Below are 14,209 nucleotides of genomic sequence, written 5' to 3'. Positions count from 1 at the left end.
GGCGATCCCGCCGAAGATCGCCTGGGTGCGCGGCCGCTAACCGCCGGTGCTCATCCGGGCGGCCCGACGGCCAGGGCGACCGGCGCGGTGCGCTGAACGCCGGACGGGTCGACCCATGCCAGCGACACGGTATCGCCGGGATGGTGCTGATCGAGGAATTCGGTCAGTGCATTGGCGTTGTTCACCGCGTTGCCGTCGATCGCGGTGATCACATCGCCCGGCACCAGTCCGGCCTGGGCCGCGGGGCCGCTGCGCAACACCTGCTTCACCGCGACACCGCCGCTGTTGCGGGTGTCGGCGACCCCAATGCCGAGCATCCCGGTGTCGCCGAGGTGGACCGTCGGCGACGATGTGCGCAAACGAATCTGATCGGCGATCCCCAGCGCCTGGTTGATCGGGATGGCAAAGCCGCCGCCACTGGTGTGGTAGCTCTCGGAAGCGGCGGTGTCGATTCCTACGACCTGACCTGCGCTGCTCACCAGCGGGCCCCCGGAATCGCCTGGACGCAGGTTCGCGGCGACCTGGATCAAACCCGTCAGCCGTTCTGAACCGCCGGTGAGATCGTCGCTCGCGACGATGGTCTGGTTGAGCGCCCTGACGGTTCCGGGCTCGCGGGTGAGTCCGCCGCTCGGCCCGCCGGCATTGCCCACCCCGACAATTGGATCGCCGACAGCCAGGGTGTTCGAATCGCCCAGTGCAGCGGTGGGAAGTCCGCTGGCCCCGCGCAGCTGCACGAGGGCGATGTCGTGGGTGCGGTCATAGCCGATCACGTCGATCGGGAAGGTGCGCCCAGTGCCGAGGTTCGTGCCCGAGATCCCTGTCGCGCCCTCGACCACGTGGTTGTTGGTCAGCACCTCTCCGTCGGGACTCAGCACGATGCCCGTTCCGACGCCGATCGCGTTCTGGTAATCGAGGTTGGTGTTGATCTGAACCACGGCGGCCTCGACCGGCGCGGTGTCGATGGGGTCGGCCGGCGCCTGCTTGACCAGATCGAGTTCCCGGCCGGTGAGGTCGACCGGGCGAAGCGCTACACCCACATGTGCCGGCGGAGCGACGCCGACCCCGATTACGAGGGCAACCGCAAACAACGCGGCCGGCCACCAATGCTTGTGTTCTCGCATCCACCCCTGTCCTTTCTGAATTCCCCCCGGGCAGACCGCCCGCTCAAGTTCGGCCAACCCGGAGGTTCTTTCAATATTGGCCCGAAAAGCCGCCCCGTGTCGATGAATGGCAGCCGCGCGCCGGCGACGCCTAATTTCTGCTCGTGCGGGTACCCAGCCCGCATGAGTGCAACAGATCACAGGTCGCCAGACCTCAAAGAGCAAGCTCATGAACACGCTGATGAAGCGCGCGAGAAGATGGCGCGCAAGCGCGGCAAGCAATCAGGCGGCATCACCGGTTGGGTGGCCGAACGCGCCGGCGACTGGGATTTGGGTGGCCAAGACGAGACGACGATGCAGCGCCAGAAGTTCTTCTGGAACACGCTTGTCGACTATTGGTTCCGGATGGAGATGGACGGCTGGGAGAACCTGCCTGAACCCCCGGTGCTGCTGGTGGGCATCCACTCCGGGGCGCCGTTCGTGTGGGACGCATGGACGGTCGGCGTCCAGTGGTGGCGACGGTTCGGACAGGAGCGTCCCCTGCACGGAACCGCCCACGACGCGTTGATGGCCATCCCGGTCATCGGCCGGTACTTCCGCGCGATGGGCGTGCTGCCGGCCGCCCCTGATTCCATTGCCACCGCGCTCGCCGAGGGGCGCGACGTCGCGTTGTGGCCCGGCGGCGAGGTGGACTCGTTGCGGCCCTGGAGTGAGCGCGACCGCGCCAACCTGGCCGGCCGTACGGGCTTCGTGAAGATGGCGATCCGCGCCGGCGTGCCGATCGTGCCGATCGCCACCGTCGGGGGAGCCGACGCGATGCCGGTGCTCATCCGGGGCGATCGATTGTCGAAGGCACTGCGCCTCGACCGGCTTCTTCGCCTGAAGGTGTTCCCGTTGGCGATATCGCTGCCGTGGGGGGTCGCTCCGGCGGCGCTGCCGCAGTTCCCCCTTCCCGCGAAGATCCGCACCCGCTTCATGCCCCCGGTCAGGCTCGATCACGATCCGGGACGCGCCGACGACGACGGGTACGTCGAGCGCAAATACCGCGAAGTGCAGGAACGTATCCAGTCGGGGATGGATGCGCTGGCACGCAAACGCGCCTTGCCGCTGTTCGGCTGAGCACCGCGCTACGGGCAATACGAGCGCGTGGCGAAGGCAAGAGCCTGCTGGTGGAGCGCGTCAAGCCGGCGCCACGCGGTCGCGGCGTTCTTAGCGTCCTGCAGTGCGGCGGCGCACGCCGGCGAATACAGCAGGTCCCACACGGCAAGCATTGCCGCCAGGGCCACCACTGCGAAACGTCGGGCACGCATCGCACAGTGTTGCAGTCAGGGCGCGCGGTTTGGCGCGTCGCGAATGCGGGCAGTTCTTTGGGTGCCGCTTCTGAACGAAGCACTGTGTCCACGGGCACAGCGATCGAGGACGGACGGAAACCATGGGCGACGAAGACACCGGCCAGAAGAACGCCGAGCAGCACCAGGATCCGGGCGACAACCCCGGACGGGCGGGCCAGCTCGCCGAGAAGCCTGAGCCCGACGAGTCGGCCAGGGAGAAGGCCAGGGAAATGGCCAAGGCCTACAACGACGACATCAAGACGGCTGTGCTTCCCGGTTCTGATCGGACCATCACCGGCACCGCCGTCAACGACTGGCTCGACGACCAGGGCAATCCCAAATACGGCAACGAAGCCGAGAACGCCGAGAGCAGGTCAGACGGCGGGTCTGAGAGCTAGGGCCGGCCTGCCCGTCGATCGCCCGTGGCAGCGTCGTCGACCAGGACGCCCTGGTCGAACTGCTGCGCGCAGGCGCGCTCGCAGGAGCGGGACTCGATGTCTACGCCGACGAACCGAATGTGCCCGCGGAACTGCGTGAACTCGACAACGTGGTGCTGCTGCCGCACGTCGGAAGCGCTACGTCGCGAACCCGGTCGGCGATGACGGCGCTGGCGCTGCGGAACCTCGAGGATTATCTGGCGAACGGAACGCTGACGACGCCGGTGGTACGGCCGTGACGGTAGCGGCAAGCGGCGCGGGTGGCGTTAACTAGCCCTGTGTCGGACTGGGACGGCAACGAGTATGCCCGGGTCAGCGAACTGCAGCGGGCGATGACGCGGGACGCTGTGGCGGCCCTGGCCCTCGCGGGATCCGACAAAGTGCTCGACATCGGCTGCGGCGACGGCAACCTGACCCGGGCGATCGCGGCGAACGTGCCGGCCGGATACGTGGTGGGCCTCGACCCTGCCCCGGGGATGCTCTCGGCTGCCCAATCCGCGACGGCGGTCGCCGAGTGCGGGCCCGTGTTCGTTCGCGCCGACGTGCGGTGCCTGCCGTTCGTCGACTACTTCGACGTGGCGGTGTCGTTCAACGCGTTGCACTGGGTACCGGAGCAGGAACAGGCTCTGGCGCAGATCGCCGCCGTTGTGAGCCGCGGCGGCCGGGTGCTGATTCAGGTCGTGTGCGCCGGCAAATACCCCAGCCTGGAGGCGGTCGCGATGGAGCTGACCCGGTCGACGCGCTGGGCGCCGTGGTTTCAGGAGTTCGAGGCGCCGTTCGTGCATGTCGGCCCCGAGCGATTCCGGCAGCTGGCTTCGTCCGCCGGTTTTACCGTGGTGAACCTGACCGTTGCCGAACACGAATGGGACTTCGGGTCACGAGAGCTGTTCGGGCGCTGGTGCGCCGTGGGTTCGCGCGCGTGGACCGACCGGTTGGCGGCCGCGGATCGGCTGGGGTTCGTCGATGAGCAGGTGCGCGCCTACGAACAGGTGACCGGCCGGCCCGGCTTGTTTCTGTTCACCCAGATGCGTGCGGAACTACGCAGCTAGACGTCGCCTCACCGAGCGGATTCCCGCAATTCTCGTCCGATCGGGTAGCTTTCCCGACAGGACAACGCCTTGACCGGACCCCGGCGGTGGGCCGGGTTGGGGGCACTGAACAAGGACGTCACTTTGCCAGAAACACACTCTGAATCGCAGGACCTCACCCCGCACTTCGAGGACGTACAGCACCACTACGACCTCTCCGACGACTTCTATCGGCTGTTTTTGGACCCGACCCAGACCTACAGCTGCGCGTACTTCGAACGCGACGACATGACGCTGGAAGAGGCGCAGATCGCCAAGATCGACCTTTCGCTGGGAAAGCTGGGGTTGCAGCCCGGGATGACACTGCTCGACGTGGGCTGCGGTTGGGGCGCCACGCTGATGCGTGCGCTCGAGAAATACGACGTGAACGTGATCGGGCTGACGTTGAGCAAGAACCAGCAGGCTCATGTCGAGAACGTCTTCGCGCGATCGGACAGCCCCCGGTCGAAGCGGGTCCTGCTGCAGGGCTGGGAGCAGTTCCACGAGCCGGTGGACCGGATCGTCAGCATCGGCGCGTTCGAGCACTTCGGCTTCGACCGTTACGACGACTTCTTCAAGATGGCCTACGAGGCACTGCCGACCGACGGTGTGATGCTGCTGCACTCCATCGTGCAGCCCAGCGCCGAAGAGTTCAAAGCGCGCAACATGCCGATCACGATGCGGCATTTGCGGTTCATCAAATTCATCATGGACGAGATCTTTCCGGGCGGCCGGCTGCCGTCGGTCGCCGTTGTGGAAGAACACTCGACCAAGGCGGGGTTTCAGGTCAACCGCGTCCAACCGCTGCGGCTGCACTACGCGCGGACGTTGGACACGTGGGCCGCGTCGCTCGAGGCGCACAAGGACCAGGCCATCGCGATCCAATCGCAAGAGGTCTACGACCGGTACATGAAGTACCTGACTGGCTGCGCGGAGTTGTTCCGCGACGGCTACACCGACGTCTGCCAGTTCACCCTCGCAAAGAGCTAAAGCGGCCGCCGGGGCGGTGCTGACCGCCTCTGCATCGTCGCCTTGTTTCAGTTCGGGGGCTTGTGGGCACCGACAGTGGCGATCGCGTCGACAACGGCCGACGGGTTATCAAGGGCCACAAAGGTTTTGGAGTTGGCACTTCGATCAAAGCGCAGTCGGGGAACTGCGCGGCCAGCTGCCTGCCCAACGCCGGGGTGAAGCAGCGGTCACGCTGACCCCACACCAGGATGACCGGCTTGGTGAACTGCGAAAAGCGCATCGCCACGTCGGTCAAGTCGGTGGTGGCGACGTGGCGGAGGAGGGTGGCAAGGTCACGGCAGATCCGATCGTCGTCGCGGCATGGCTGCAGCCACGCATCGGTCAGCGCCGGGTCGGGATCGTTCATCAGCAGGCCGAACCCCAGGGGTGAATGACGCAACGCGGTCAGCTTCAGCTGGGCGAACAGTGTCTTGATCGATCGTGGCCCGCGCAGCAACGCAAACACGACAGGGAACGGGAAAGGCGGAAACTTGTCGAAGGCGTCGCAGTTCGTCAGCACCAAGCGGCCGACCCGCTCGGGATATGCGTCGATCACCAACTGGCACAGTCCACCGCCGGTGTCGTTGCCGACAAGTGTCACGTAGGTGAGGTCAAGTGCGGTGATGACGTCGCGGATCATCGTCGCGATTCCCCGGGGGGACAGCTCGGTGCCTTCATTGACCGGGATCGTGTGAGAGCCCAGTGGCCACGTGGGCACGATGCAGCGAAAGCCCTGGCGCGCAACTGCTTCTGCGACGCCGGACCACAGCCTGTTGTCCACCAAGATCCCGTGGACGAACAGGACCGGAGGGTGTGGTGAATCCTCGGGTCCCAACACGCGGTAGTCGAGCGTTGCCTGTTCCAGCACCAGCCTCGGCATGTCGGCTATCCTTCCTTCGTCACAACTTACAGACACCCGGTACGGAAGTTACGTGCAAGCTGTATGAAAGTCAATAGCCCGGCGCCCGGGTCGGCCCGGCCCGCGACGCGCCGCACGCAGGCGCAGCGAACTGCGACCACCCGCGCCGCGCTGCTTAAGAACGCCCGAAAGTTGTTCGCCGACAAAGGGTTTGCCGACATCTCCACGCAGGCAATCGTCAAGGCGGCGGGCGTGACCAGAGGAGCGCTGTATCACCAGTTCAGCGACAAGGCCGCGCTGTTCGCCGAGGTGCACGAGGAGGTGGAACGAGAAATCGTCGCCGAAATCGTCGAGCGCATCATGGCGGCATCACCATCGGACCCGGTTGAGGCCATGCGGCTGGGTGCCCGGCTGTTCCTCGACCGGTGCGCGGCACCCGACGTCCAACGAATCGTCCTGATCGATGCCCCCGCAGTGCTCGGCTGGGATCAGTGGCGCGCTGTCGGAGCCAAGTACGGGCTCGGGGTCATCGAGGGCATGCTCGCGCAGGCGATCGAGGAGGGGGCGATACCCGAACAGCCGCCGCGCGCCAGCGCACACGTGCTGCTCGGGGCGCTCGACGAGGCGGCACTGTACGTCTCACGTGCCGCCGATCCCGACCGGGCCAAAGAGGAGATGTACGAGGTCTGCGACCGGATCCTGTACGGCATCGCCGCGCGCCGATAGCCGCATAGACGACAGGGCAACGAAGCCTTGCGCCGGCGGCACTGCGTCTACATCTGGCGCATGCGGCGGTATCGGTTGAGGTCGGGAAGGGATCGGACGCCGACCACCACGCCGGCCAAGACGATCAGGCCTACGACGACCGAGGCCACCACACCCACTGCCCGCATCTGGTCCTCCTTGCTGAGTGGTTCGCGGTAATCGGATGCCACGTGCAGGCGCCGGCCGGTGCTGGTCATGCGGGACCGCGGCGGTGGCCGCCGATGCTTGGCCAGCATGTCGGTGACCTCACGGACCAGATGCCCAGCGCCGCGCCGCGCGGCCAGGTATGGTCGAAAACTTAACCGCGGGTTGAGAATAGCGACCGAATCTACACCGGCAGGTCAACTGCTGTCAGCTCCCCCGATTGCAGGGTCGTCAGTTGGTGCTGCGTCATCACTAGACTGGCCGGCAGTCCGGAAACAGGCCACGAATGCACGAGTGCGATGAATGTCAGTAGTTCCCGCCGTTGGGTCGATTCACCATCGTCCGTGGCGCTGATCGCTGCCGCCCTCGCGGTGTCGTTGATATCGGGGACCGGTTTTCTGCTGATCGCGCATCTCCGCCCCCCGGTAAGTTCGCTCGACCGCCCGGCGCAACCGCTGACAGACAGCCAAACCATGGCCCAGGTGATGGAGCCGGCAAAGGAAATCGTCGCGATCGCCCAACTGCAGGCCCCGACAGGCGGATACATCTTGATGTCGTGTCGAGACCTGCACGATCCGCCGTATCAGGGCGCGGTCTACTTGAACTTCCGGTTCCCCGTCGCCGGCAAGGCCGACACGCTCGCGTATCTGGAGAAGATGGGCAACGCACTGGTCGCCAACGGCTGGACCGAAGGCCCGCCTCCGAATGAGCACGCGTTCGGTCAGACTCTGAAGAAGAACGGCGTGACCGCGATCTTCTACCAGAACGCCGATCAAGCGAATTTCGGTACCGTGCAACTCTACGGCGAATGCCGCAATACGACCGATCACGCCAATGACAGCACCGCGTGGACCGACGTCACCAGTCAACTGCGATGACCGGCCACAGGCGTGAATCGATACAGCGCACAATCGATTTCAACATCCGCAGGCGGAACGCCTCCGGCAGGCTAAGGATTCAGGGCCCGGTCGGCCAGTGCGCCGAGTACCGGCGCAAGTGCTTGTGCGTATTCGATCGTGACATGGTTGTCATCGCGGAACAGTAGGTTGTTGCCGACGATCATCGGGCAACGGTCGGCGGTGCAGAACAAGGCGGTTAGGTCGGCATACCGGCCGCCGCCGGCCACGGTCGCCGCCTTCTCGGCCGCGATGCCGGCGTCGTCGACGGCAGCGGGACGCGGCGGTGAGCATGCGGTGGCGTCGTCGAGGTGAGCCGAAAGGCACATGGGCACGGTGGAATGGGGATCGGGGACCGGTCCGAGCACCAGCACGGCCGCGCCCGTGCTGCGCAGTTGGGCGACAAGCCGTGTCAGGCTGCCGATCCATGCGGGGTCGTATGAGGTGAACCCGAAGTCGGCCCCGTACCGACGCGACATGCTCAAAATGACCAGCTGCGGATGCTCGGCCTGAAGCCGAGACAGGATCTGAGCGCGCCACTGCTCGCATTCGGTGAACTCACGCCCCAGGTAGGGGCTGGCGATCGGCAGGTCCTGCAGCGGGCAGGTCACCTTGGCCAGCGTCTCCAGGCGCCAATGCCGCTGCTCGGCGAGCGGCTTCAACGCCGGGTTCCACATCGCCGCGTGCGAGTCGCCGACCAGGGCAACCGTGGTCGGCGAGTTCGCCTCGCCGGAAACACATTCAGGCTGCCCGACGTCCAGCCACGAGCGCACGCAGCCGTTGAAGAACACCAACGGCTTGTCGGAAGGCGCTTCAGAAATCGACGGCGAGAGGTTTGACGGGATGTCGCGCACGTCGACGGACGCGGCGACGGCGGCCTGCACCTGCGCGATGAGCTGCTGCACGGCGGCATCCCGGGGGTCGACCGTGACCGCCGGCGGCGCCGGACCCGACGCCTTGACCGTCAGGGCGGAGGCGGGTGCGCCGTGGCCGACCGGGGCAGGTACGTCCATCATCAGCACCAACGCCACGGACACGGCGGCCGCGGTGACGGCGCCGCCGAGGGCGAGGCTGCGCGCGGGCGAGCGCCGCAGGGCGGCGGCGAAACGGCCGGGGTTCTCGACGTAGCGGAGCGTGAGCGCGGCGAGGCCGGCCGAGGCCGCGGCGGCCGTCAGCCGGCCGACGAGTCCGAGGGGGTGCCCGAGGAGCGGCGGAGCGAGCAGCAGCACCGGCCAGTGCCACAGATACCACGAATAGGACAGCCGGCCGACCGCCCTCATCGAGGACATCGACAGCGCCTTGCCGACGCCGGCGGCCGGTTGGGCACTGCCCGCGCCGACGACCAGCGCCGTGCCGAGCACGGGCAACAGCGCGGCGGTGCCCGGGTAGGGCGTCTTGGCGCCCAGCTGCGTGCAGGTCACGACGATCAGAACCAGTCCGCCCCAGCCCGCAATCGCGGCCGGGACGGACGGCAGCCGGCGCCACGCCGGGGTGGACAGCGCGATGAGGCCACCCACCGCCAGTTCCCACGCCCGCGACGGCAGCGAGAAGAACGCCCAAGGGGGCAGCGTGCGCGTCCAGTCGAGCGAGATGACCAACGACGTCGCCGCGACGAGGGCCAGCACGGTGCGGTAGGGGGTAGACGATCCGCAGGCCTCGTTGTGGCCGGATCGACCCCGGCTGCGCACCAGCCAGGCGGTGCCGATGATCAGCGCCGGCCACAGCAGGTAGAACTGCTCTTCGACGCCGAGCGACCAGTAATGCTGGAACGGCGACGGAGGTGCGTCTGCAGCCAGGTAGTCGGTGCCGTGGACGGCGAATCGGTAGTTGCCGACGTACAGCGCGCTGGCGATGGCATCGCCGAGCACGCTGCGGGCCTGCAGCGGCGCAAGCAAGATGGTCGAGGCGACCGCGGTGGCGACGAGCACGGTCCCCGCGGCGGGCAGCAGCCGCCGCGCGCGGGCGGCGTAGAACCGGGGCAGCGCGACGGTGCCGGTGTTCGTCGCCTCCCGCACCAGAATCCCGGTGATCAGGAACCCCGATACGACGAAGAAGACATCGACCCCGACGAACCCACCGGACAAGCCCGGCACACCGGCATGGAAGAGGACCACGGCGAGCACCGCGACCGCGCGCAACCCCTCGATGTCGGTCCGAAAACCGGTTCGCTGGGAACGAAAGCCGGTCCCTAACGTCCGCGGCACATGATGCGCGCCGCGGTGCGGAGAGCTGTCGGTGGTCGACTGCGGCAACGTCAGCCGCTCGTCAGGTGGTTTCTGGTCGTTTGGTCATTGTTACCGATTACTGCCGGCTCGACACTTCTGCCACGCCTTCGCGGACGGGTCAGGACGCCATCCACTTCAGCTCGTCGGGCAGTTGTCGGCGCCAAAACGAGACATCGTGGCCGCCGGGAGAGAAGCTGCCGGCAACCGGTCTGCGCAATTGGTCCACGAATTGCCTGGTGGCGGCGTAGAACCGGTCGCTAGTGCCGCAGTCGACGCGGATCGGGATCGAGGAGAGGGCCGGCTGACCGAACACCGAGTTGCTCGCCCAGTCCTCCGGGCCGTCGAAGGCGCCCTGGTCGGCGAGCCAGTACGACGACCACAGCGCCGGGCTCACCGCGCAGATGCCCGCGGTCCGCCCCGGGCCGAGCCGTGCCCCGAGCAGCAGCGCACCGTATCCGCCCATCGACCAGCCCATGAAGGCCACCCGGGAGGTGTCCAGCCCTTTTGTCTCGAGCATCGGCAGGAGTTCCGACAGCACCATCGCGCCCGCATCCTCACCGGAGGCGCGGCGGTGCCAATAGCTGTTGTCGCCGCCGTCGACGGCCACCACAGCGAACGGCGCCCCGCCGGCTTTGACCACCTCCGCCAGTCCGTCCTGGACGCCGAGGTCCATCACGCCCCCAGCGTTACCGCCCCTGCCGTGCAGCGCGATCACCGGCCGCAGCGTCCCGGTTTGACCGGCCGGTCGCGCGATGATCCAGTTCGTCTGGACACCGCCGCGGGCCGCGGAGACGAAGGATCCGGTGAGATAAGTGGGCACCGCGCCGGCCGGTGGGGCCGGCTCCCTCGGCGGCGGAGTCATGAGTCCCGGCCCGGCCGCCCTGGACGGCTCGGCGTTAAGCAACGTGCCCAACGCGTAGGCGGCCGCACCGGTGGCCACGCCGGCTCCGAAACGCAGCAGCGTGCGACGGGTCAGGTCTGGCATGCGCGTTATCCTGCCGGGGATAATGACTTTCAGCCGCAAAGGCACGCCGGATCAATGTCGTACTCATGAAGGTTCGTGACGCCGCCGTGATCCAGACGAGATAGGCGAGCCGGCGGTAGAGTCGTGGTCTGTGACAGATAGTCGTCCGGCGTGGCTGCCGGAGGAGTTGTACCCGTTCGAGAGTCGCTACGCCCGGATCGGCGACGCGCGCGTGCACTACGTCGACGAGGGTGCCGGCCCGACGCTGCTACTGCTGCACGGAAACCCGACCTGGTCGTTCCTCTACCGGGAGATCATCAAGGAGCTCCGCAGCCAGTTCCGTTGCATCGCCTTGGATTACCCCGGCTTCGGGTTGTCGGTCGCGCCGGCAGGGTATGGGTTCACGCCGGCCGAGCATGCCGATGTCGTGGAGGACTTCGTCAAGCAGCTCGATCTGGGCGCGGTGACGATGATGGTGCAGGACTGGGGCGGCCCGATCGGGTTCGCGGTCGCAACCCGCCATCCCGACCGGTTCGCGCGATTTGTCATCGGCAACACGTGGGCCTGGCCGAAGAGCGATCTCGGCACCCAGGCCTTCTCCCGGGTGCTCGGTAGCCCCCTCGGCCGCTACCTGATCGAGCGCCGCAACTTCTTCGTCGAGAGGATTCTGCCCGCCGGCGTCCGGCGCGCGCACCTGTCCGATGCGGTGATGAACGCGTATCGCGGGCCGTTTCCCACGCCCGAGTCACGCCGGCCGGTCTCGGTCTTTCCGCGCGAAATCCTGAACAGCAGGCCATTTCTGGCTGACATCGCAGCGGGCCTGCCTCGCGTGGCCGATCGTCCCGCGCTGCTGTGTTGGCCGACAAGCGATGTCGCGTTCCGTGAACCCGAGCGCAAGCACTGGGAAGAGCTGTTCCCCGATCACCGCACGGTGCTGCTTCGCGGCGCCGGTCATTTCATCGAGGAAGACGCCCCCCAGGAGATCGTCACGGCGGTCCGCGAATTCGTGCCCCGCTGAAATCGACGCGTGGCCGACGGCCCTGCGGCTTCGCGGCGTTTCAGGTCTGAAGCGGGATCACCGCGGCGTATGCGATCTCGAGGTGTCCCAGGTGGCGACGGCCCAGATGACGATGATGTCCAACGCGATGACGACGATCGACCACACCGGGTAATACGGCAGCCACAGGAAGTTCACCACGATCGACAACGACGCCAGCACGATGGCCGCCACTCGTGCCCAGGTGGTTCCCATGATGAGCCCAATGGCCACCGCGCCCAACAGGATTGCGATCACGATGTGGATGCAGCCCCAGGTAGTGGTGTTGAACTTGTAGACGTAGTTGGGCCCGATGACCAGCAACTCGTCGTTCACGATTGCCGAGATGCCCTGGACAAGCGTCAGCAGGGCGGCCGTCAGCAGCAGCGCACCGGCGCCGAACGACGCACCGGCCGCTACCCTCTGTCGAACCGGGTGCTGTTCGGGTGGGGGATTGTCGGTCATGTCTGGCTCCTCACTTTTCTGGCGTTGCGTCAGGTCCGATCATGACGCGAACGCGGTGAGAACGGATGGCGAGGCGCCATGCGCCGTCATCAAACCCGCGGCGGCGTGTTCAGGTGCCCAGTGTGCGCTGCAGGTCCGGCTTCATCGCGTTCAACTGCGCACCCCAGTATGCCCAGTCGTGCGTGCCGTTGGGGGGGAAGTTGAACACCGCGTTGTGACCGCCGGCCGCGACGTAAGCGTTCTGGAAGGTGATGTTGCTGCCGTGGATCAGATTCTCCAAGAACTCGGCCGGGACGTTGGCGCCCCCCAGATCCGACGGGGTGCCGTTGCCGCAGTAGACCCAGAGCCGGGTGTTGTTGCTGACCAGTGTCTGAACCTGCACTGTCGGGTCGTTGCGCGCCCACGCCGACGCCGGGTCGCTGGCAAGGCCCCACATTGCGTCGGAATTGTATCCGCCGGCGTCATCCATCGAGATATGCACCAGCATTGGCGACGAGCCTGCCGACAGGTTGAGAAATCCGGACAGCGAGCCGGCATAGATGTACATCTGCGGATGGTAGGCGGCCAGGATCATCGCCGACGACCCGGACATCGACAGGCCTACCGCGGCATTGCCGTCCGCGCTGGTGTTGCGGTTGGAGGCCAACCATTGCGGCAGTTCCTGGGTGAGGAAGGTCTCCCACTTGTAGGTGAGGCAGCCGTTGCTGCCGCAGGCCGGCTGATACCAGTCGGTGTAGAAGCTCGACTGGCCGCCGACCGGCATCGCGATGGACAACCCGGACTGGTAGTACCACTCGAACGCCGGGGTGTTGATGTCCCAGCCGTTGTAGTCGTCCTGCGCGCGCAGCCCGTCGAGCAGAAACACCACATGGTGACCGCCGCCCTGGAACTGGACCTTGATGTTGCGGCCCATTGATGGCGAGGGCACCTGGATGTACTCGACCGGAAGGCCCGGCCGGGAGAACGCCCCGGCCGGAGCCGGCCCACCGACCAGAGCCACCGCCCCGGCCAGCAGCGCCGCCGCAATGGAGGCGACCGTCAGTCGCCACATGCGACCCCGACGTTTTTGGTTAGCACCGGTCATGCCGCATCCGCCCCTGTGTCGTTTGCCGTTCAGCATCGTTGGGTGAACTTACTCCTCAACGTTGCGGCTGCCTAGCAGAATGACCGATACGTTGGGGTCAAGCTGTAGTTGAGGTTTACCTTCGCTGCTGGCCTTGCCGGCGTCGGAACCGTTCGGGGACTCGGAGATCGCGATCCTGCTGGATCTGGCCGCGTTATGCGCTTTCGGCACGTAGATGCGCAGAATCCCGCAGGCCAACGACGCCTCGACGTCCTGGTCGCGCAGCTCACCCGGCACCCGTCGGGTACGGATGCCATATGTCGGCCAGCAGCGGTGCCAACTCGGTGCAGATCGTGCGGATGTGGCGCATCACCATCGGTTCGGGCATTCCGGCAAGCGAGGCGAAGATCAGCACCGTCTCGACTGGTGCGCCCTGGGTGTATGCGGTGATCTTCTGTGCCACGGTGTCGGGCCGCTCGCACCAGAAGTAGCCGAGCAGGCTGTCTGGGCTGCCCCGACGGATCTGTTCGGGATCAACGGGTGGGGGCGCCGGATTGCCTGTGCCTTCGACGCCGTGCGATGCATAGGTGTTGAACTGGTGCGACATGTGGACCGACACCGTTGGCCAGTCAGCCCCGGGGTCGTCGGTGACCCACGTGTTGATCCAGCCGGCCATCCGCGCCCGGTCCAGGGAGTGGCCACCTGCCTGCAGCCCGTCGCGGTAGGACGGCCAGTTGCGGGCGTCGGCGGAGAGCAGCCCCGCGCCAAGCAGCCCGGCACGCCGCGCCCCCTTCGGCCCCTGATAGCCCATCCAGATCGGAAGCGGGGTCTGCACGGGTTGTGGCAGCA

15 protein-coding genes and 3 pseudogenes are annotated in these 14,209 nt (G+C 66.7%); 8 read left to right on the top strand and 10 right to left on the bottom strand.

The window, feature by feature from the left end:
* Positions 1-50: 50 nt before the first annotated feature.
* Complete coding sequence (locus VKG81_RS12325) at positions 51-1,121, bottom strand: S1C family serine protease (protein ID WP_324396289.1); 1,071 nt, start codon at positions 1,119-1,121, stop codon at positions 51-53.
* Positions 1,122-1,283: 162 nt separating this feature from the next.
* Between VKG81_RS12325 and VKG81_RS12320 the strand changes: the two genes are divergently transcribed.
* On the top strand, positions 1,284-2,219 hold the full coding sequence (locus tag VKG81_RS12320; protein ID WP_324396287.1) for a lysophospholipid acyltransferase family protein: 936 nt from the start codon (positions 1,284-1,286) through the stop codon (positions 2,217-2,219).
* 8 nt (positions 2,220-2,227) lie between these two features.
* On the opposite strand, the gene VKG81_RS12315 is transcribed toward VKG81_RS12320, so the two are convergent.
* Positions 2,228-2,410, bottom strand: a complete 183-nt coding sequence (locus tag VKG81_RS12315) for a hypothetical protein (protein WP_324396285.1) — start codon at positions 2,408-2,410, stop codon at positions 2,228-2,230.
* 122 nt (positions 2,411-2,532) lie between these two features.
* Here VKG81_RS12315 and VKG81_RS12310 point away from each other — a divergent pair, with 122 nt between their 5' ends.
* From VKG81_RS12310 to VKG81_RS12295, 4 genes and pseudogenes are all read left to right on the top strand, one after another.
* Positions 2,533-2,829 carry a hypothetical protein gene (locus tag VKG81_RS12310; protein WP_324396283.1) on the top strand — a complete coding sequence of 99 codons (297 nt, stop codon included), beginning with the start codon at positions 2,533-2,535 and terminating at the stop codon, positions 2,827-2,829.
* Between the two features lie 14 nt (positions 2,830-2,843).
* A pseudogene (locus tag VKG81_RS12305) lies at positions 2,844-3,107 on the top strand (NAD(P)-dependent oxidoreductase); the annotation flags it as partial.
* 39 nt (positions 3,108-3,146) lie between these two features.
* On the top strand, positions 3,147-3,917 hold the full coding sequence (locus VKG81_RS12300; protein WP_324396282.1) for a class I SAM-dependent methyltransferase: 771 nt from the start codon (positions 3,147-3,149) through the stop codon (positions 3,915-3,917).
* Between the two features lie 123 nt (positions 3,918-4,040).
* Complete coding sequence (locus VKG81_RS12295; RefSeq protein ID WP_324396280.1) at positions 4,041-4,925, top strand: cyclopropane mycolic acid synthase family methyltransferase; 885 nt, start codon at positions 4,041-4,043, stop codon at positions 4,923-4,925.
* A 47-nt stretch (positions 4,926-4,972) separates the two neighbouring features.
* On the opposite strand, the pseudogene VKG81_RS12290 reads toward VKG81_RS12295, so the two are convergent.
* Positions 4,973-5,823 (bottom strand): annotated as a pseudogene (locus VKG81_RS12290) (alpha/beta fold hydrolase).
* A gap of 63 nt (positions 5,824-5,886) precedes the next feature.
* Between VKG81_RS12290 and VKG81_RS12285 the strand changes: the two are divergent.
* Positions 5,887-6,528 (top strand): TetR/AcrR family transcriptional regulator, encoded by a 642-nt coding sequence (locus VKG81_RS12285; protein ID WP_324396278.1) that lies wholly within the window; start codon positions 5,887-5,889, stop codon positions 6,526-6,528.
* Between the two features lie 47 nt (positions 6,529-6,575).
* Here the strand turns inward: VKG81_RS12285 and VKG81_RS12280 are convergent, their stop codons facing one another.
* Positions 6,576-6,803, bottom strand: a complete 228-nt coding sequence (locus VKG81_RS12280) for a DUF6893 family small protein (RefSeq protein ID WP_324396276.1) — start codon at positions 6,801-6,803, stop codon at positions 6,576-6,578.
* Between the two features lie 252 nt (positions 6,804-7,055).
* On the opposite strand from VKG81_RS12280, the gene VKG81_RS12275 reads away from it, so the two are divergent.
* Positions 7,056-7,589 carry a hypothetical protein gene (locus VKG81_RS12275; RefSeq protein ID WP_324396274.1) on the top strand — a complete coding sequence of 178 codons (534 nt, stop codon included), beginning with the start codon at positions 7,056-7,058 and terminating at the stop codon, positions 7,587-7,589.
* A 71-nt stretch (positions 7,590-7,660) separates the two neighbouring features.
* On the opposite strand, the gene VKG81_RS12270 is transcribed toward VKG81_RS12275, so the two are convergent.
* Positions 7,661-9,811 carry an acyltransferase family protein gene (locus VKG81_RS12270; protein ID WP_324396272.1) on the bottom strand — a complete coding sequence of 717 codons (2,151 nt, stop codon included), beginning with the start codon at positions 9,809-9,811 and terminating at the stop codon, positions 7,661-7,663.
* A gap of 139 nt (positions 9,812-9,950) precedes the next feature.
* The gene (locus VKG81_RS12265) at positions 9,951-10,817 is read right to left on the bottom strand and encodes an alpha/beta hydrolase (protein WP_324396270.1); all 867 of its coding nucleotides are present in this window, start codon (positions 10,815-10,817) and stop codon (positions 9,951-9,953) included.
* 130 nt (positions 10,818-10,947) lie between these two features.
* On the opposite strand from VKG81_RS12265, the gene VKG81_RS12260 reads away from it, so the two are divergent.
* A complete protein-coding gene (locus VKG81_RS12260) occupies positions 10,948-11,814 on the top strand; it encodes an alpha/beta fold hydrolase (RefSeq protein ID WP_324396268.1) in 867 nt (288 codons plus the stop codon).
* Positions 11,815-11,871: 57 nt separating this feature from the next.
* On the opposite strand, the gene VKG81_RS12255 is transcribed toward VKG81_RS12260, so the two are convergent.
* The 4 genes and pseudogenes from VKG81_RS12255 to VKG81_RS12240 form a co-directional block, all read right to left on the bottom strand.
* Entirely contained in the window at positions 11,872-12,297 is a 426-nt protein-coding gene (locus VKG81_RS12255; RefSeq protein WP_324396266.1) for a DUF7144 family membrane protein, read from the bottom strand.
* 109 nt (positions 12,298-12,406) lie between these two features.
* Complete coding sequence (locus tag VKG81_RS12250; RefSeq protein WP_324396264.1) at positions 12,407-13,381, bottom strand: alpha/beta hydrolase family protein; 975 nt, start codon at positions 13,379-13,381, stop codon at positions 12,407-12,409.
* 48 nt (positions 13,382-13,429) lie between these two features.
* Entirely contained in the window at positions 13,430-13,657 is a 228-nt protein-coding gene (locus tag VKG81_RS12245; protein WP_324396262.1) for a hypothetical protein, read from the bottom strand.
* Positions 13,647-14,209 (bottom strand): annotated as a pseudogene (locus VKG81_RS12240) (LLM class flavin-dependent oxidoreductase); the annotation flags it as partial. The gene VKG81_RS12245 and the pseudogene VKG81_RS12240, both read right to left, overlap by 11 nt.

The sequence above is a fragment of the Mycobacterium sp. genome (assembly GCF_035314905.1).
Taxonomy (GTDB): Bacteria; Actinomycetota; Actinomycetes; order Mycobacteriales; family Mycobacteriaceae; genus Mycobacterium.
This window is presented reverse-complemented; position numbering and strand designations above follow the sequence as displayed.